Origin of the sequence: Micromonospora sp. (assembly GCF_048594385.1) — a bacterium.
Lineage (GTDB): Bacteria > Actinomycetota > Actinomycetes > Mycobacteriales > Micromonosporaceae > Micromonospora > Micromonospora wenchangensis.
The window spans coordinates 1-17,653 of the sequence record NZ_JBMDWU010000338.1 but is presented as its reverse complement, the minus strand read 5'-3'; the positions used below and the strand labels follow the sequence as shown (position 1 = coordinate 17,653).

The window sequence follows — 17,653 nt, the reverse complement described above, 5'->3', positions numbered from 1 at the left end:
GCCGCCCCGCCCCGGGTGATCCCGGGGGGCGGGGCGGGCGTCGGCCGTCGCGTCGGTCAGCGGCTGACGCCGCAGTCCGGGGCCGCCCAGCTGGTGCGGTTCGTGGTGTTGTCCCGGTTGTTCTCCCGTCGGGAGTCCACGTGGACGTGGTCGTCGTGCCCCGGGTAGCCGGGGCCGTAGATGCCGCTGAACCCGTGGTCGCGGGAGGCGCGGGCGATCTCGCAGAGCGACCTGGTCTGCGAGGTCACGTCGGCGGCGTTGCCGTAGAGGTGCTGGCTGTTCGACGCCCCACCGACCTGCTTGTTGCAGCTTTCGTCCCGGAACCCGCTGGTGACGTTGAGCGGCTTGTCACCCAGCCCACGCCGTAGCGCCTCCAGTTTCCACATGGTGCGCACCGCGTTGGCCTTGGTCTCGGTGGCGGAGAGCGGACCACCGCTCCAGCCGCCCTTGCCGCAGCCGCCGTCCAGCTCCCGGTAGCTGAAGTGCGCCGGCGTGCAGTCGTTGTCCTGCAACTGGTAGAGCTTGCTGAAGGTCTGCTTGCCGGCGATGCCGTCGCTGCGCAGCCCGTACGCGGTCTGGAAGCGCTTGACCGCGGCGGCGGTCTCGGGGCCGAAGTCGCCGTCGATCCGGACGGTCCCCCCGCGGGCCGCCCAGCCGGCGACCCGGATCTGCAACTGGCGGACGTCGTCTCCGGAGCGCCCCTGGTAGAGGTCGCGTTTCCAGGTGTAGCAGCCGTCGGCGTGGGCCGCTGGCGCGGCGGCCACCGTGGCGATCGCGGCTCCCGGCAGAGCCAGGGCGAACGCGACGAGTGCCCGCTTCACAGTGTTCTGGCGCACAGAAGTCCTCCCGATTGGAAGTGAATGGGGTGGTGAACAGGGCATCGCCCGGGACGTCCTGCAACTTCCACCCTGACAGCTACCTGGCTGATTCGCGGCAATAAAGAGGAATCGTCCTCACAGTCGGTGATAGCTGGGTATTGCCTGTGAATGGCGATGAATGGGGATTCGGGCAGTAGGTGCCAGTCGGTGACGGGGGGGACGCCAATTCCGACACCGGCGAAGTGTCCTGAAACGGATCAGCCGGGCACCGAGGGTGACGTCGGTCCGTCACCCGGACCCGGTAACGTCGACCCGGCGGAGACGGGGAGGTGACGCGGTGGCGCGGGGCGGGGTCTTCTGTGTCGAGGGGCAGTGGCACCGCGACCTCAACGAGCGCGGGTCCGTGCTGCCCACCCTCGACCTGCTCGAACGGCTCGGTCGCATCCGCTACATCCACAAGGACGCCGCCACCCGCGACGAGCTGTTCTACTTCCTCGACCGGTGGTTGCTCAAGCAGTACTCCGACCACCGGGTCGGCTTCTTCGCCATGCACGGTGAACCCAGCCGGCTCTGCCTCACCGACTGGGACTCCGTCGAGCTGTCCGACGTCGCCGAGCGGATGGCGGGCCGGGGCGAGGGCCGGCGGCTCTACTTCGGCAGCTGCTCGGTGCTGCGCGCCTCCGACACCACCCTGCGCGACTTCCTCGACGTCACCGGCGCGGCCCTGATCTGCGGCTTCACCCGTGAGGTCGACTGGGTCGAGTCGGCCGCCTTCGAGACGGTGCTGCTCGACGTGCTCGCCAACGGCCAGCGGCACAACGCCGCCGAGCTGCGGATGGGTTCGGCGCACTGGGCGCCGCTCGCGGCGTACCTCGGCTTCCGGGTGATCTACGCCAACGGCCGCGCCTGGCGGCCCGCCGCCCGGCCCCGGGTCCCCGCCCAGCCGGGCCGGGTCGGCGGCCGGTCCGGCTGACGCCCGCCGGACCTGGTAGAACCGGGGGATGGCACGCAGCGTCGCAACCAACACCCGGGTCGACCGGGACGCCCTGCTCGACTTCGTCCGGCCCCGGCACCGGGTCCTGCTGATGACCACCCGCGCCGACGGCCGGCCGCAGTCCTCCCCGGTCGCCTGCGGCGTGGACGCCGCCGGACGCCTGGTGATCTCCACCTACCCGCAACGGGCCAAGGTCGCCAACATCCGGCGTGACCCCCGGGTCTCCGCCTGCGTGCTCTCCGACGACTGGGACGGCCCGTGGGTGCAGGTCGACGGCGTGGCCGAGGTGCTCGACCTGCCCGAGGCGCTGGACCCGCTGGTGGAGTACTTCCGCAGCATCGCCGGCGAGCACCCCGACTGGGACGAGTACCGGGCGGCCATGGTGGCGCAGGGCAAGTCGCTGATCCGGATCACCGTCGAGGGCTGGGGCCCGATCGCCACCGGCGGCTTCCCGGCCCGCCTCGCCGACTGACCCGCTCCGGTACGACGCAAGCCGCCGCGCCGCCCGGTTCAGTACGCCGCCGTGAAGCGCATGTTCTCGAAGCGGGGCTCCTCGATCTCGTCCACGATCGCCACCGCCAGGTCCTCGTAGCTGAGCACCGAGCGGCCCTGCCCGTCGGTGACCGGGTGTTCGGTGCCGGTGCGGTAGCGGCCGGTCCGCTCGCCGGGGTGGAACTCCACCGGCGGCGGCGAGACGTACGTCCAGGTCACCCCGTCGGCCGAGGAGCGGTACAGGGCCAGGGCGTCGGCCTGCCCGAGCGCCGCCTCCCGGTATTCGTCGGGGAAGTCCGGCTCGTCGAGGAACGGGGTGTCCCGCGCGGTCAGCAGGGTCGCCCCGCCGCCGACGTGGATCACCCGGGGCGGATCGGGCAGGTCCCGCAGGACGGTGACCAGGTTCTCCGCCGCCGTACGCCACAGCGCCCGGTCACCGCCGCCGACCGCCACCACGACCACGTCGGCCTCCGGGGCCAACTCGGCGACGCTACGCGCCGAGGTCACGTCCCCGGTCACCACGCGTACCCCGGCCGGCAGCCAGGTGACCGCCTCCGGACGGCGGACCGCCGCGGTGACCCGGTGTCCCCGGCCGGCCGCCTCGGTGGCGATCCGTGAGCCTGCGGTGCCCCCGGCGCCGTACACCACCACGTTGCCCATGCCGTCCAGGCTAGGCAGCGGGTCGCCGTCGCGGTGGTGTAACGGACGATCCGGCCGGTACGGGGGAGCGTGGCGGACATCCACTACGGTCGGTCTGATTCTGATCCATCGACCACGGGGGAAACACCATGGCCGTCCTTTCCGTACCACGCCGGTTGCTCGCCTGGAGCGCTCCGGCGGCCCTCGCCCTCGCCGCGACCGTGCCGGCCGCGCCCGCCCTGGCCGCCCCGGCCGACCGGCACCCGACGCCGGCGGTCGTCGGCCCGGTCGACCGGGACATCGACGGCGACGGCGTGCCGGACCTGGTCACCGTCGGCGGCACCGCCGGCCTCGCCTCCGGCGTCTGGTCCGCGACCGGTCTGACCTCGCGCCGCACCGGCGTCGGCACCGGCCGGGTGCACACGCCGGCCGACAACATCGGGTTGCTCGGCAACGGCGTCGGCGGCACCAACGCGCCCGCCGAGTTCGACGGGGCGCAGGTGATCACGGGGCGCTTCTTCGGCGGCGACCGGCAGGACTTCCTCGCCTACTACCCCGGCGGCCCCGCTGCCGGGAACGCCAGCATCATCCGGGGCGCCGGTGACGGCACCATGCTCGACCCGAACCTCAGCGGCAACCAGATGTCCGTCTTCAGCGATCAGCTCGTCGACGACAACGGCAACACGCCGCTCCAGGTGGCCAACGCCTACGGGGCCGACGGCGTCAACCCGGAGTACCCGGATCTGATCTCGGTCACCGGCGACGCCACCAACGGCCACCGGCTGGTCTACCACCCCAACCTCGGCATGCCCGGCGGCTATCTCTTCCGGGTGGCGCTCGCCGACGCCACGCCGACCGGGGGAACGGACTGGCAGAACTGGACCGTCGCCAGCACCGAGACGGCCACCGGGGTGGCGATGTACCTGCGCAACGCGGCCACCGGCGACCTCTTCCTCTGGACCGGGGTCACCCTGGTCGACAACGGTGACGGCACCGGCTCGCTGACCCACACCCAGTACCACGTCGCCAGCAACTGGAACACCGCCACGACGATCACCACGATCTCGGTCGCCGACCTGAACGCCGACGGCGTCCCCGACCTGTGGGCCGTGCGCCCGGACGGCACCGTGCGGGCGTACCTCGTCTCCGGCCTGTCGGCCGGTGGCCCGGCGACCGTGCGGGCCACCCGCGTCCAGCACCTGCTCTGAGCCGCGACCGGGCCGTCGCCCCGGTGGTGGCGGCCCGCCGGCTCAGCCGACCAGGGCGGCGTAGACGAGCTGGCGGAGCTGGGAGCGCAGCGGGTAGGTGCTCGACGGCATCAGCTGGGTGAACAGCAGGGCGGTGATCTCCTCGGCCGGGTCGACCCAGAACGCGGTGCTGGCCAGCCCGCCCCAGTAGTACTCGCCGACGCTGCTCGGCACCTTGGCCGGCACCGGGTCCTGCACCACGGCGAAGCCCAGGCCGAAACCGATGCCGTCCAGCACCGTCTCGGCGAACCCCTGCGGCTGCAGCGACGCCAGGTCGCCACCGCCGGGCAGGTGGTTGCGGGTCATGTAGCGCACCGTGCGGGGCCCGAGCAGGCGTACGCCGTCCAGCTCGCCGCCGCGCAGCAGCAGTTGGGTGAACCGGTGGTAGTCGGCGGCGGTGGAGACCAGCCCGCCCCCGCCGGAGAAGCACCGCGGGCGGGTCAGCGCGGCGGCACCGAGCTGGTCGGCGCGGACCGCCCGGCCGGTGCCCGGGTGCGGCATGTACAGGGCGGCGAGCCGCTTGGCGTCGGCCGGGTCGACCCAGAACCGGGTGTCGGTCATGCCCAGCGGGGTGAGGATCCGATCGGTGAGGAAGTCGGCCAGGCCCTGCCCGGAGACCACCTCGATCAGCCGACCCAGCACGTCGGTGGAGACCCCGTAGTTCCAGCCGGTGCCGGGCTGGAACAGCAGCGGCAGCTTCGCCATCCCGGCGCTCGCCCCGGCCAGGTCGAGCCCCGGCGGGACGTCGAGGTCGTAGCCGGCGGCCCGGTAGAGCGCGTCGACCACCGAGGTCTGCGCGAACCCGTAGGTCAGCCCGGCGGTGTGGGTGAGCAGGTGCCACACCCGGATCGGCTCGACCGCCGGCACCGTGTAAGGCTTGAGCGCCGACCCCTTGTCGAAGACCCGGACGTCGGCGAACTCGGGCAGCCAGCGGCTGATCGGGTCGGTCAGCTCGAACCGGCCCTCCTCCCACAGCATCATCGCCGCGACCGAGGTGATCGGCTTGGTCATCGAGTAGATCCGCCAGATGGTGTCCGGCTCGACCGGGGTGCCGGCCTCCACGTCGCGCATCCCGTAGACCGAGGAGTGCGCGACCTCGCCGCGGCGGGTGACGACGATCTGCCAACCGGCCAGCCGCCCGTCGTCGACGTACCTGCCGAAGTGTTCGTCGATGCGGGCCAGCCGGGCCGGGTCGAAGCCGGTACGGGCCGGGTCGGTACTGGGTGCCACGCTCACCCGCCGAAACTACTAGCCGGTACGCGTCGGACGAAAGGTGCGGTGGTGGTGTCGGTGCTCGCACCTAGGGTGGGGCGGTGCCGCAGACCATCGAGGACGAGACGTTCCGCCACACCGACTGGTACGCCGAGGAGCTGACCGACAGGCACTTCGTGCGCTGCGTCTTCACCGACGTCGACCTGACCGAGGCGGTCAGCCGGGGCGCCTCGTTCACCGGGTGCGACTTCGGCGGGGTGTCGTTCAACGCCTCCCGGCACACCGACTCGGCCTTCGTCCGTTGCGGGTTCCGCCGGTGCAACCTGTTCGAGGCCGAGTTCACCGGCTGCAAGCTGGTCGGCAGCACGTTCGAGGGGTGCGCGCTGCGTCCGCTGCGGGTCTCGGGCGGGGACTGGTCGTTCGTCGGGTTGCCCGGTGCCGACCTGCGCGGCGCGCGGTTCAGCGACGTACGGATGCGGGAGGCCGACCTGTCCGGGGCGGACCTGACCGGCGCGACCCTGGCCCGGGTGGACCTCTCGGCCGCCCAGCTGCGCGGGGCACGGTTCACCCGGGCCGACCTGCGGGGCAGTGACCTGACCGCGCTCGACCCGACGGCGGTCGAGCGGGTCGGCGCGGTGATCGACCCGCAGCAGGCGATGGTGCTGGCGCAGGCGTTGGGTTTCGAGATCCGCTGACCGGAACGCCCTCTGTCGATCTCCCCACCATTTCAGCCCTGAGCTGCGGTTTTCCAACAATTAGGAAACTTTCCATCGGGATCACTTGGTAACAAACTGGAAACGCCCTCCCGCTGGCATATGGCGCATCACGGCCTTGAAATGAAAACGTGAGAACGCTCACGCCGCGACCGAACCCCCTCCCCGACCGGTCGCGGGCGTCGGGCTGGGGAGTGGGACACGCGTGAACGACCAAGAGACCTGGCGGATCGGGCCGGGCCCGACGACGCGCAGCGCGCAGCGGCGGGAGGCCCGTCGTCGGCAACGCCGCCGCTGGGCGATCGGTTCGGTGGCCACCCTGGCCTGCCTCGCGGTGCTGGTGACCTATCTGGGCCCGGACCCGGACCCGTCGGAGCCCGACCTGGTGCTGCCGGCCGGCGCCCCGACCCCGGCCGGTTATCCGACCGGGGCGGCGGGGGTGGGTGTGTCGGCCGAGGCCGGGGTCGTCGAACCCGGCCTGCAGCCCCGGGAACGCACCCCGCCGCCGAGCGTGCCGCCGACACCGCCGGCCACCCCGGTGGCGTCCTCGTCGCCGGCCGCACCGACGCTGAGCGTCTCCCGGGCCGACGTGCCGGCCGAGGTGGACCTGACCGCGCTGGGCACCCGGGACTGGGTGCACTGGGGGCTCAACCGGCCGGAGACCGTGATCCGCAAGGGCGGCGGCACCGGCGAGATCCGGGACGAGGGCGGCCGGGGCGCCCGCGACCGCTACGACACCAACCCCGAGCTGTTCGGATGGCGTGACGGGGCACCGGTGCCGGTCGTCCCCGCCACCGCCACCGGGGTGTTCGTCTGCGGTGCGGGCAACGGGTTCGCGCTGTCCGTGGCCGGCGACGGCGAACCGCGTACGGTGCACCTGTTCGCCGGCATCTGGATGGCCCAGGGGCGGCTGGACGTGCGGCTGTCCACCGGCGGGTCGACCCGCACCCTGCGGCTGGAGGACCCGCACACCACGCACACCGCCCAGTTCGTCATCAAGTTCCGGGTGCCGAGGGGCGAGAAGCTGCTGATCCGCTGGACGGTCGAGGGCACCTTCCGCAACAGCTGCGGCAACGTGAACCTCCAGGCGGCGGCGGTGCGCTGAGTCGTTCACCCGGTTCCGGGCGTCGGGTCGGGTTAGCGTGTCCGGGTCGATGCCCACGAGTCACCGGAGATGCCGATGCCGACCGACGAACAGGTGCTGGACAGCCCCGAGGGCTGGGTCGCCGACCACATCCGCCGGTACGTCGCCACCGGCGGCGCGGAGGGGCACGAGTGGCAGCCGGGCGTGTTCACCCTGCTGCTGACCACCCGGGGCCGGCGCAGCGGCAAACTGCGCCGCACCGCCCTGATCTACGGCCGGGACGGCGACGACTACCTGGTCGTCGCCTCCCAGGGCGGTGCGCCCCAGCACCCCTCCTGGTACCTCAACCTGCTCGACGACCCCGAGGCCCGGGTGCAGGTGGGCCCGGAGACGTTCGAGGTGCGGGCGCGCACCGCCGAGCCGGCCGAGCGGGCCCGGATGTGGCCGACGATGACCGCGATCTGGCCCGCCTACGAGGAGTACCAGAGCAAGACCGAGCGGGAGATCCCGGTGGTGGTGCTGCAGCGGCGCTGAGCCGGGCCGGACCGGCTCAGCAGACGATCGGCTTGACCCAGGAACACTCCCGACCCTCGGGCACCCGGGGGGCCTCCGGGGCCACCGGCGGGGTGGCCCGAGCCGACCCGCCGTCACTCTCGCGGTAGCTGGCCAGGGCGATGGCGATCTGGTCCTCCAACCCCTTGACCGACGAGGTCAGGTGGTTGTTGAACACCACCGAGAAGGCGAGCAGCCGGCCGTCGGCGTCGGTGGCGTAGCCGGAGAGGCCGGACACCCCGGTCAGGCTGCCGGTCTTGGCGTGCACGTTGTCCGCCGCCGGGGTGTCGCGCATCCGGCTGCGCAGGGTGCCACCGACGAGGCGGTCCGGGTTGCCGGCGATCGGCAGGGCCGCGTACCAGGTGTCGAACCAGGGTTCCCGGCGGACGGCGGCGAGCAGCGCGACGAACTCGCCGGCCGGGATCAGGTTGCGCCGGGACAGCCCCGAGCCGTCGAGCTGGCGCAGGACGCCGGTGTCCACCCCGGTGTCGGCGACGTACTCGCTGATCGCGGCCAGCCCGACCGGCCAGCTTCCCGACCCGGAGACGACCCGGCCGATCTCCTTGGTCAGCACCTCGGCGTGCCCGTTGTTGGACAGCTTGAGGAAGGGCACCAGCAGCTCGGCCAGGGTCATCGAGTCGTGCCGGGCCACCGGGGTGGCATCGGCCGGGGTGGCCCGGCCGGGCACCGTGCGTCCGAGCACCCGTACCCCGTGGCGGCGCAGCGCGTCCCGGAAGACGTCGGCGGCGTAGCCGGTGGGCTCCCCGACGGTCATCCAGTCGCTGACCGCCGCCGCGCCGGCCGCGATCCGGCCGGTGACCACGATGGTGTTGCCGCCGTGCGTCCGCTCGAACGACAGCGTCGTCTCGCCGTCGGCCACCGTCTCGGCCCGGTTGTCGATCCGCAGGTAGCCGTTGGGCGGGGTCATGGTGACCACCGGCGGTGCCCCGGCCTTCCCCGCCGGGGCGGCCCGCACGATCACCGTGCCCGCGTCGTAGTCGGTGTCCGGGGCGAGGGTCAGCGCGGAGACCTGCGCCGCGAAGTAGTACGACTCTTCGTCCCAGGCCCACTCCGGGCCGAGCCGGGTGGCGTCGTAGCGGGTGTCGTCGGCGACCAGGTTGCCGGTCACCATCCGTACCCCGCTTCCGGCGACCTGGGCGGCCAGCGCGTCGTAGTCGGCGGCCAGCATCGTCGGGTCGCCGCCGCCGCGCAGGTAGAGGTTGCCGGAGACCAGGCCGGCCCGTCGGCGGCCGTCGGTGAGCACGTCGGTGCCGAACCGGTGCCCGGGGCCGAGCAGCGCCAGGGCCGCCGTCGAGGTCAACAGCTTGGTGTTGGAGGCGGGCACCAGGCGACGGTCGCCGTTGCGGTCGTACAGGGTCCGGCCGGTGGCGGTGTCCACCACGACCACCCCGGCCTGCGCCCCGGCGAGCCGGGGATCGGCGAGGACGGCGTCGATGGTGGCGTGCAGCCGGGTGGCCGCCGGGGTGGGTGACTCGGCGGTCGCCGGCAGCGCGCCGGCGGCGGCCACGGTGGCGACCAGCGCCACCAGCGCGAGCGTCCGGGGGAAGAGACGACGATGCATGCGCCGACGCTGCCACGAAGGTTTCCGTCGGGCAAGCCTCGGTGCCGTAGATTTTCTTCCACGGTCGGTGGCCCCGGTCGGGGGTGGCCCGGCGCCGGTCAGGTCAGGTCGGGTCCGGCGCGGCCGGGTCGGGCGCGTCGGGTTCGGCGCGGAAGTGCCGGCTCGGCTTCACCAGCAGCGGTGCGGCCAGCGCGGCCAGCGCCCCGCCGAGCAGCGGGAAGACGATGAACACCCACAGTTGGCGCAGCGCCGCGCCCCCCTCGAACACGGCCGGGCCGAACGACCGGGCCGGGTTGATCGAGGTGCCGTCCAGGGTGATCCCCACCAGGAGCACCGCCACCAACGCGAGGCCGATCGCCAGGCCGGCGAAGCCGGCGTGCTCGACCCGGCTCGTCACCACCAGCACCACCAGCACGAACAGGAACGTCAGGACGACCTCCAGCACCGCCGTACCGCCCTGGTTGATGTGCACCCCGTAACCGTTGGTGCCCAACACCCCGGTCTGGTCCGCCACGCCACCCCAGCGGACCAGCCCCCAGATGGCGAAGCCGGCCACGGTGGCCCCCACGAACTGCGCCAGCCAGTACGCCACCGCGCCGACCACGGAGATCTTGCCGGAGAGCAGCACCCCCAACGTCACCGCCGGATTGAGGTGCGCGCCGGAGAGCGGGCCGATCGCGTACACCAGCCCCACCAGGACGAACCCGAAGGCCAGCGCCACGACCACCACGCCGCCCTGGAGTTGGGCGAACACGGCGGTGCCCACCCCGACGAAGACCAGCAGCAGGGTACCGATCAGTTCGGCGGCGTACCGTCGGGCAGCGTCCATGGGCTCAGGGTAGAAAGCCGCGGGGCCGTGAGGAGCGGAAACGGGGATCTCCGACAGACCCCGCTCTATTTGACGAACCCCTGGTCAGGGGGCACGGTGGGGGAGAGGGCCGCGCGGCGGCACCCCGGAACCGCCAGGCGGGCACCGGCCCGCCGCAGGGGGCGCGCATCTGACGTCGCGCCACGTTCCGCCCGACAACTCCCGAGGAGTCCCATCATGCTCACCATGACCGACAACGCCGTGCTCGTGATCCGTGACCTCGCGGCCCAGCAGGACGTCGCCCAGGACGGTGGGCTGCGGATCGCCGCCGACACCGAGGCCGGCGCGCTCACCATCGAGCTGGTGCCGGTGCCGGCGCAGGGCGACCAGGTGGTCGACACCGAGGGGGCGCGCATCTTCCTCGACGCCGACGCCGCCGAACTGCTCAACGACAGCTCGGTGGACGCCTCCGTCGACGACGAGGGCGTGGTGCAGTTCGGGTTCACCGAGCAGGAGTGACCCGGTCAGCGACCCCGCCGGTGCTCACCGCCCCGGTGCGGGCGGGTGAACCCGGTGCGGTCCTCGACGGGCGTCGGCGGGCCGCGACGCCCGTCGGCCGGGCCGGTCAGCGCTGCCAGCACGTGCGCCAGATGGTGCGACGTGCTCCACGCCGTCCAGTTCGCCAGTGAGCCCGCGCCGGTGACCCGGCGGGCCCGACGTAGCAGCTCGTGGTCGCCCCAGGAGAGGCCCGCCCCGGCAACCGGCCAGTGCGGGGCGGTGACCAGGGTGCGGCACAGGTCGGCGAACCGTTCGTCGCCCCGGCCGCCCCGCCGCGACCAGCGGTAGATCCACCAGCCGTCCTCGGTGGTGTACCGCACCGTGGGCAGCCGGTCGCCCGGCTCCACGCCGCCCGACTCCACCCCGCCCGGCGGCGCGGGCGACACCCCGTAGTCGCCGTACCCGACGCCCAGGTCGGCCAGCCGACGCCAGAACAGCCAGTCCCAGCGGTCCACCCGGACCGGTTCGTCGGTGGGCAGCCGGGACAGCGACGGCGGCATCCCGCCGGCCGCCACGGTCACCGTGCGCCAGGCGTGCCGTCGGGCCCAGTCCACCACCCGGCGCACCCGGGGCTCGGCGACGCGCAGGTCCGCCGGGCAGCAGACGTCGGCGGCGTCGACCAGCAGGTCGCACTGCTCCGGGACGAGTCCGGTGCGCCGCCACACCCGCTCCACCGCCGCCGTCGTGGCGTGCGGGCCGGTGCGGTCCCGGCCGGGCCGCAGCCGGACCACCGCCCCCCGGGCGTACGCCCGGCACGCCGCGCCATGTGCGGCCAGCCGCCCGTCGCCACACGTCAACCCGATCACCGGCTGCACGGGTACGCCCCACCGGGCCAGCTCGCCGCCCGGCCCGTCGGGCAGCGCGCACACGTCGACGGCGGGCACCAGCCCGGCGGGCAGCCGGCGCAGCACCTGGGGCAGGCCGGTGTCGGCCGGGGACACGTCGAGGACCGGGACGACCAGGGGAGCGTGGGCGCTGTCCAGATGACCCAGCGCCTCCAGCTCACCGCGTCTGCTGGTGAGGATGGGGCGGTAGACCGGCTCCGCCACCCGACCCCCGGGGGCGGGCACCATACCTCAATCTACCGGGCAGGACGCCCCCGCCACAGGGGTTACGGCGGTCGCGTCACCGACCACCCGGTCCCGTCGACGGTCACGGCCCCGGTCACGTCCACCTTGGACATTGACAGTGGTCGGTGTCGGTGGTGGCATGGGTGGGCGGTACGCCGGGCGTGGAAGGGCATCCGAAGACCCATGTCCCCGCTTCATGCTGCCCGGAAGGCGTACCCCCTCATGACTTTCTCGCGTCACCGTGCCGGCCTGCTCGCGGCGCTGACCGCCGCCGCCGTACTGCTGCTGGTCGTCCCGCTGCCCGCCGGGGCGCTCGCGGTACCCGAGCCGACCACCCCGGTCACCGGCAACGCCACCCACTTCGACGCCCTCGGCGCACCGTACGGCGGCTGCGGCCTGCCCCAGGCGGAGCTGGACGCGCCGGACTTCGTCGCGCTCAACGCCTACGACCTGCCCGGCGACTACTCGTCGTACCCGGTGCGGCCGATCCCGGCCAGCCAGGCGGCGAAGATCGGGCTGTGGAACAACGGCCTCAACTGTGGCCGGTTCGTCCGGGTCACCGTCGGCGACTACTGCACCGGCGTCAACGACGGCGCGCCCGGCCAGCCGTTCTGCCGCAACGGCTCGTGGACCGCCGACGCGTACAGCGGGGCGACCCTGACCATGGTGGTGGCGGACAGCTGCGGCGATGGTAACGCCTGGTGCCGGGACGACCCCTACCACCTGGACCTCTCCACCGCCTCGCTCAACCGCTTCGTGCGCAACGGCACGCCGGTGGGGGACATGAACCCCACCCACTGGAACAACCGGCACGTCTCCTGGTCGTTCGTGCCCGCCCCGGACTACACGGGCGACATCCGGATCGGCTTCATGAAGGGCGCCCAGCGGTACTGGCCGGCGATCGCCGTCTCGCACCTGGCCAACGGCATCCACGGGGTGGAGTACCTGGCCGGTGGGGTGTGGACGGCCGCCACGATGAACAGCGACATGGGACAGTCGTACGTGATCGGGGCGACCGCCGCCGGGGGCACCGACTTCCAGATCCGGGTCCGCGACGCGGCCGGCGCGTTGATCAACAACGGTCGCGTCTACCGGTTCGCCCTGCCCGCCTCCTGCGGCGGGACGTGCTCGGCGGCGTACACCCGGGTCGACTACACCACCTCCGACGGGCCGACCCCGACCCCGACCCCGACCGGCACCCCCACGGCCACCCCCACCGTGACGCCGCCGGTCACCCCCACCGCGACCCCCACCGGCACCCCGGCCCCGGTGACCGGTTGCTCGGCCGCCTACCGGGTGACCGGCTCATGGTCGGGCGGCTTCCAGGCGGAGGTCACCGTGCGAAACCTCGGTGTCAGCGCCATCACCGGCTGGAGCACCGCGTTGACCTTCGCCGGAACCCAGCAGGTCGCCTCGTCGTGGAGCGCCACGGTCAGCCAGTCCGGCCGGCAGGTCACCGCGACCAACGCCGCCTACAACGGCAGCCTGATCCCCGGCGCGACCACCAGTTGGGGGATGGTCGTCACCGGCGACAACCAGCCCCCGACGGTGGCCACCTGCGCCGTGCGGTGAACCACCGGTTGGCCGGTCCGCCCGTGGCGGCGGGCCGGTCAACCGGCCCCGGGGCACCGCAACCCGGGCGCTGCGTCCGGGCGCGGCCACCCGCGCGCTACGTCCCGGGCGCGGTGAGCCGCACCCCGACCCCGCGTACGGTGTGCAGGTAGCGGGGTTGCTGGGCGCTCTCCCCGAGCTTGCGGCGCAGCCAGGACAGGTGCACGTCGACGGTCTTGTCCGCGCCGCCGTAGGGGATCTGCCATACCTCGGTGAGCAGTTCCCGTTTGGTCACCACCGTGCCGGGGCGGGCGGCGAGGTGGTGCAGCAGGTCGAACTCGCGCGGGGTCAGCTCCACCGGCGTGTCGTCCAGGGTGACCTGGCGGGCGCGCGGATCGATGCGTAGCCCGCCGACCACCAGCACCGGCTCGCCGTCGGGCCGCTCGGCCCCGCCCCGGCGCAGCACCGCCCGGACCCGGGCGTCGAGCTGGGCGGCGGTGAACGGCTTGACCAGGTAGTCGTCCGCCCCGGCGTCGAGCAGCCGGACGATCTCCCGTTCGTCGTCCCGGGCGGTGGCCACGATCACCGGCACGGCGCTGACCGCGCGCAGCATCCGCAGCAGCTCGCCGCCGTCGAGGTCGGGCAGGCCGAGGTCGAGCACGACGAGGTCGGGGCGGTCGTCGAGGGTGTGCCGCAGCCCTTCCATCGCGGTCGACGCGGCGGCCACCGCGTGCCCCCGGTCGCGCAGCGCCCGGACCAGCGGGGCGCGGATGGTCAGGTCGTCCTCGACGAGCAGCAGGCGGGCCACCCCAGCAGGCTAGCCCCGGGGCGTCGGCCCCGGCCGTCGTCCGGGCGGGGCGGTGGGTCCGGGAGCGGCCGGTCGGGCCGGTGCCGCCACCGCCGTCGGTGGGCGACGACCCGTGTCGGGCACGTTTTCGCAGCTCACGGTGGTTGGATGTCAGGTAACGGACAGTCGGGCGTGTGGTCGCAAAAGGTGTAACCGACATATTTTCGAAGTACGGATCCGCTCGGTCGGCGCGGATCACCATCCCTCATCGCTCCCGGCCCGAGCAGGTGGCCGGCAGGCAGGAGCACCACGATGTCCAGCACCGGTTCCCGGCGTCGTCCGGTCAGCCAGCCCGTCCCCTGCCGCACCGACCTGGACCTGGCCGATGCCCAACTGGCCGGCGACCGGCGGGTGGGGTTGCCCGCCTCGGCCCGGATGCTCTACGCCGTGGTGCACGCCAACGGCACCCTGGCCCGGGGGCTCGGCGCGGCGTCGGCCACCCGGCTCGCCCCCGGCATGTACCAGGTCGTCTTCGACCAGGACGTGAGCACCGCCGGCTACGTGGGCACGATCGGGTTGGCGGGCAGCGCCGGGCTCGCGCCGCCCGGTGGGATCAGCGTGGTCGGTCGGACGGGAATCCCGAACGGGGTGTTCGTCAGGACGTTCGCCACCGACGGCAGTGTCTCGGACCGTCCGTTCCACCTGGCGGTCCTGGCCTGAGGTCGGCGGAGACGGGCGCACGGCGCCGTACGGCACACCGGCCGTCCGTCGCCGCGCTCCGACCGTCTCCCACCACCGCAGCCATTCCGGCGGTACGCCAGCGGGGACCTGGTGCGACCGGTGCGGTCCCCCGCTCCGGTCTGGGGTGCTCGTTGCCCGATCTGACGGCAGGCAAACCTGCCCGGGGCCGGGAATTGCCTCATCTGCACGACCCGGCGTGATCCGTTGCCGTTGCGGGTATGAGCGGAACATGGAGCATTTCACGATCGCGACGGTCGCCGAGAAGAGCCCGGACTTCCGCCGGGTGCTGTGGACCGGCGAGAAGACCCAGTTGGTGATCATGACCATTCCGCCGGGCGGGGAGATCGGTGCGGAGGTCCACGATGGGATTGACCAGATCCTGACCTTCGTCAGCGGCACCGGGGAGGCCCGGGTCGGCGGGGAGACCCGGGAGGTCGCCCAGGGCGACCTGGTGGTGGTACCGGCCGGGACGAAGCACAACTTCGTCAACACCGGGCCCAACCCACTGGTGCTCTACACGGTCTACGGCCCGCCGGAGCACGCCGACCAGGTGGTGCACCACACCAAGGAGGAGGCCGACGCGGCGGAGGCCGCCGGCGTGGACGAACCCCCGACGTCCTGACCCGCAGTCGCCGGCCGGCGTTCCGCCCACCGGGGGGACACCGCCCGGCGACGTCAGCCCACGGGTACGGCGGCGACGTCCACCGTCTCCGGATACTTCAGCCCCGACCCGGTGTTCAGCACCACCACCCGCTCGTCGGGGCGGATCCAGCCCCCGGCCCGCAGGTGTCGGGCGGCGGTCAGGCAGGCCGCCCCCTCCGGGCAGAGCAGCAGCCCCTCCCGGGCGGCGAACTCCCGCAGGTCGGTGAGGATCTCCGCGTCGTCGACGGCGACCGCCGTCCCGCCGCTCTCCCGCAGCGCGGTCAGGATCAGCTCGTCGCCGAGCGGGGCCGGCACGGTGATCCCGAACGCCACGGTGTGCGCGTCGGCCCAGGGGCGGGCCCGCTCCTCACCGGCGGCGAACGCCCGGACGATCGGCGCACAGCCGGTCGACTGCACCGCCACCAGCCGGGGCAGCCGGTCGCTCACCCAGCCGAGTTCCCGCAGCTCGTGCAGGGCCTTGTGGATGCCGATCAGGCCCACCCCGCCACCGGTGGGATAGATGATCACGTCGGGCACCTGCCAGCCGAGCTGCTCGACGATCTCGTACCCCATCGTCTTCTTGCCCTCCAGCCGGTAGGGCTCGCGCAGCGTCCCGGCGTCGAAGACCGCCCCGTCCGCCTCGGCCACCAGCTCGGCCACCCGTCGTCCGGCGTCGATGATCAACCCGTCCACCAGGAGCAGGTCGGCACCGGCGACCACGCACTCGCGGCGGCAGATGGTCGGGGCGTCCAGCGGCATCACGATGGTCGCCGCCATCCCGGCCCGCGCCGCGTACGTCGCCCAGGCCGCTCCGGCGTTGCCGTTGGTGGGCATGGCGAACCGTCGTACGCCCAGCTCGCGGGCCCGGCTCACGCCGACGGCGGCACCCCGGGCCTTGAACGACCCCGTCGGGGTGAGCCCCTCGTCCTTGACGATCAGGTCGGCCACGCCGATCTCGTGGCCGTACGCCGGCGCGCGCCACAGCGGCGTCCAGCCCTCACCCAACGTGGTGACGTGCCGCTCGTCGGCCACCGGCAGCAGCTCCCGGTAACGCCACAGGTCGGCCGGGCGCAGCCCGAACCGCTCGGGCGTCACGGCGGCGGCCACCGCCGCCAGGTCGTAGCGGGCCAGCAGCGGTGACCCGCAGTCACACAGGTTGGTGAGCCGGTGGGCGTCGTGCTCCCGGCCGCAGCGGGGACACTCCAGGTGGGTCAGGTACACGATGCTCCTCGCCGTCGGCCCGGTCGGTGCTCGGCACACCGGCATTCTCCGGCAATCGGCCCGGGTTCGCCGCTCGCCCGGCATGCTCGCGCCGATCATGGGTAGAACCGTCGACATGGATCTCGACCAACCCACCGTCCTGCTCCCCGGTGACGTCCGGATGCCGCTGCTCGGGTTCGGCACCTGGCAGGCGACCGGCCGGGCCGGCTACGACGCCGTGCTGGCCGCGTTGGACGCCGGCTACCGGCACATCGACACCGCCACCATGTACGGCAACGAGGAGGAGGTGGGCCGGGCGGTGCGGGAGAGCGGGCTGCGCCGCGAGGACGTCTTCATCACCACCAAGCTGCCGCCGGACCGGGTCGGCCGGGAACGGGAGACGATCGAGGCGAGCCTGCGGGCGCTGGGCACCGACCACGTCGACCTCTGGTTGATCCACTGGCCGCCGTCGTCGCCCGCGGACAGCATCCCGGTCTGGCGCGAGCTGCTGGCCGCCCGGGACGCGGACCTCACCCGGGCGGTGGGGGTGAGCAACTACGCCACCGCGCAGCTCGACGAGTTGATCCAGGCGACCGAGGAGAACCCGGCGGTCAACCAGATCCGGTGGAGCCCGTCGCTGTACGACCGGCAGCGGCACGCCGAGCACCGGGACCGGGGGATCGTGCTGGAGGGCTACAGCCCGTTCAAGGCCAGCGACCTGGCCGATCCGGTGCTGACCCGGATCGCCGCCGCGCACGACGTCTCCCCGGCGCAGGTGGTGCTGCGCTGGCACGTCGACCACGAGATCGTGGTGATCCCCAAGTCGGTGACCCCGGAACGCATCCGCGCCAACGTCGACATCTGGAACTTCTCGCTGACCGCCGAGGAGATGCGCGACATCGACGCCCTGGGTGGCTGAGCCCGGACGGGGTGCGGGGGGCGTGACCCTGTGGGTCACGCCCC

General features: G+C 73.2%; 19 protein-coding genes. 11 read left to right on the top strand and 8 right to left on the bottom strand.

Going from position 1 to position 17,653, the window contains the following annotated elements; translation table 11 throughout:
• Window positions 1–56: 56 nt before the first annotated feature.
• On the bottom strand, window positions 57–836 hold the full coding sequence (locus ACOJTC_RS18055) for a D-Ala-D-Ala carboxypeptidase family metallohydrolase (RefSeq protein ID WP_420117758.1): 780 nt from the start codon (window positions 834–836) through the stop codon (window positions 57–59).
• A 319-nt stretch (window positions 837–1,155) separates the two neighbouring features.
• Here ACOJTC_RS18055 and ACOJTC_RS18050 point away from each other — a divergent pair, with 319 nt between their 5' ends.
• Window positions 1,156–1,791 (top strand): DUF6642 family protein, encoded by a 636-nt coding sequence (locus ACOJTC_RS18050; protein ID WP_420117757.1) that lies wholly within the window; start codon window positions 1,156–1,158, stop codon window positions 1,789–1,791.
• 28 nt (window positions 1,792–1,819) lie between these two features.
• On the top strand, window positions 1,820–2,284 hold the full coding sequence (locus tag ACOJTC_RS18045) for a PPOX class F420-dependent oxidoreductase (RefSeq protein ID WP_377681928.1): 465 nt from the start codon (window positions 1,820–1,822) through the stop codon (window positions 2,282–2,284).
• Between the two features lie 38 nt (window positions 2,285–2,322).
• Here the strand turns inward: ACOJTC_RS18045 and ACOJTC_RS18040 are convergent, their stop codons facing one another.
• The gene (locus tag ACOJTC_RS18040; protein WP_420117756.1) at window positions 2,323–2,964 is read right to left on the bottom strand and encodes an NAD(P)-dependent oxidoreductase; all 642 of its coding nucleotides are present in this window, start codon (window positions 2,962–2,964) and stop codon (window positions 2,323–2,325) included.
• Window positions 2,965–3,092: 128 nt separating this feature from the next.
• Here ACOJTC_RS18040 and ACOJTC_RS18035 point away from each other — a divergent pair, with 128 nt between their 5' ends.
• On the top strand, window positions 3,093–4,151 hold the full coding sequence (locus ACOJTC_RS18035) for a hypothetical protein (protein ID WP_420117755.1): 1,059 nt from the start codon (window positions 3,093–3,095) through the stop codon (window positions 4,149–4,151).
• Window positions 4,152–4,193: 42 nt separating this feature from the next.
• Here the strand turns inward: ACOJTC_RS18035 and ACOJTC_RS18030 are convergent, their stop codons facing one another.
• On the bottom strand, window positions 4,194–5,426 hold the full coding sequence (locus tag ACOJTC_RS18030) for a serine hydrolase domain-containing protein (RefSeq protein WP_420117754.1): 1,233 nt from the start codon (window positions 5,424–5,426) through the stop codon (window positions 4,194–4,196).
• Between the two features lie 77 nt (window positions 5,427–5,503).
• On the opposite strand from ACOJTC_RS18030, the gene ACOJTC_RS18025 reads away from it, so the two are divergent.
• The 3 genes from ACOJTC_RS18025 to ACOJTC_RS18015 all read left to right on the top strand — a co-directional run bounded on the left by ACOJTC_RS18025 (window position 5,504) and on the right by ACOJTC_RS18015 (window position 7,733).
• Window positions 5,504–6,097 carry a pentapeptide repeat-containing protein gene (locus ACOJTC_RS18025; RefSeq protein ID WP_357931600.1) on the top strand — a complete coding sequence of 198 codons (594 nt, stop codon included), beginning with the start codon at window positions 5,504–5,506 and terminating at the stop codon, window positions 6,095–6,097.
• A 223-nt stretch (window positions 6,098–6,320) separates the two neighbouring features.
• A complete protein-coding gene (locus ACOJTC_RS18020; RefSeq protein ID WP_307826330.1) occupies window positions 6,321–7,220 on the top strand; it encodes a hypothetical protein in 900 nt (299 codons plus the stop codon).
• 75 nt (window positions 7,221–7,295) lie between these two features.
• Window positions 7,296–7,733: a nitroreductase family deazaflavin-dependent oxidoreductase gene (locus tag ACOJTC_RS18015; RefSeq protein ID WP_420117753.1), complete on the top strand. Its 438-nt coding sequence runs from the start codon at window positions 7,296–7,298 to the stop codon at window positions 7,731–7,733.
• Between the two features lie 16 nt (window positions 7,734–7,749).
• On the opposite strand, the gene dacB is transcribed toward ACOJTC_RS18015, so the two are convergent.
• Window positions 7,750–9,333, bottom strand: a complete 1,584-nt coding sequence (gene dacB, locus ACOJTC_RS18010; RefSeq protein ID WP_420117752.1) for a D-alanyl-D-alanine carboxypeptidase/D-alanyl-D-alanine endopeptidase — start codon at window positions 9,331–9,333, stop codon at window positions 7,750–7,752.
• 103 nt (window positions 9,334–9,436) lie between these two features.
• Window positions 9,437–10,162, bottom strand: a complete 726-nt coding sequence (locus ACOJTC_RS18005) for an MIP/aquaporin family protein (protein ID WP_204927232.1) — start codon at window positions 10,160–10,162, stop codon at window positions 9,437–9,439.
• Window positions 10,163–10,378: 216 nt separating this feature from the next.
• Here ACOJTC_RS18005 and ACOJTC_RS18000 point away from each other — a divergent pair, with 216 nt between their 5' ends.
• Window positions 10,379–10,660: an adhesin gene (locus ACOJTC_RS18000; protein WP_204927231.1), complete on the top strand. Its 282-nt coding sequence runs from the start codon at window positions 10,379–10,381 to the stop codon at window positions 10,658–10,660.
• 5 nt (window positions 10,661–10,665) lie between these two features.
• Here the strand turns inward: ACOJTC_RS18000 and ACOJTC_RS17995 are convergent, their stop codons facing one another.
• A complete protein-coding gene (locus ACOJTC_RS17995) occupies window positions 10,666–11,772 on the bottom strand; it encodes a beta family protein (RefSeq protein WP_420117751.1) in 1,107 nt (368 codons plus the stop codon).
• A 219-nt stretch (window positions 11,773–11,991) separates the two neighbouring features.
• Here ACOJTC_RS17995 and ACOJTC_RS17990 point away from each other — a divergent pair, with 219 nt between their 5' ends.
• Complete coding sequence (locus ACOJTC_RS17990; protein ID WP_420117750.1) at window positions 11,992–13,341, top strand: cellulose binding domain-containing protein; 1,350 nt, start codon at window positions 11,992–11,994, stop codon at window positions 13,339–13,341.
• 97 nt (window positions 13,342–13,438) lie between these two features.
• Here the strand turns inward: ACOJTC_RS17990 and ACOJTC_RS17985 are convergent, their stop codons facing one another.
• Window positions 13,439–14,128: a response regulator transcription factor gene (locus ACOJTC_RS17985; RefSeq protein WP_204927228.1), complete on the bottom strand. Its 690-nt coding sequence runs from the start codon at window positions 14,126–14,128 to the stop codon at window positions 13,439–13,441.
• Between the two features lie 291 nt (window positions 14,129–14,419).
• On the opposite strand from ACOJTC_RS17985, the gene ACOJTC_RS17980 reads away from it, so the two are divergent.
• Window positions 14,420–14,827, top strand: coding sequence for a hypothetical protein (locus tag ACOJTC_RS17980; protein ID WP_420117749.1), 408 nt, complete (start codon window positions 14,420–14,422; stop codon window positions 14,825–14,827).
• Window positions 14,828–15,077: 250 nt separating this feature from the next.
• Complete coding sequence (locus ACOJTC_RS17975; protein WP_420117748.1) at window positions 15,078–15,470, top strand: cupin domain-containing protein; 393 nt, start codon at window positions 15,078–15,080, stop codon at window positions 15,468–15,470.
• A gap of 53 nt (window positions 15,471–15,523) precedes the next feature.
• On the opposite strand, the gene ACOJTC_RS17970 is transcribed toward ACOJTC_RS17975, so the two are convergent.
• Window positions 15,524–16,711 carry a threonine synthase gene (locus ACOJTC_RS17970; RefSeq protein ID WP_420117747.1) on the bottom strand — a complete coding sequence of 396 codons (1,188 nt, stop codon included), beginning with the start codon at window positions 16,709–16,711 and terminating at the stop codon, window positions 15,524–15,526.
• 115 nt (window positions 16,712–16,826) lie between these two features.
• On the opposite strand from ACOJTC_RS17970, the gene ACOJTC_RS17965 reads away from it, so the two are divergent.
• Window positions 16,827–17,609, top strand: coding sequence for an aldo/keto reductase (locus tag ACOJTC_RS17965; protein WP_204927224.1), 783 nt, complete (start codon window positions 16,827–16,829; stop codon window positions 17,607–17,609).
• The last annotated feature ends 44 nt before the right edge of the window (window positions 17,610–17,653 follow it).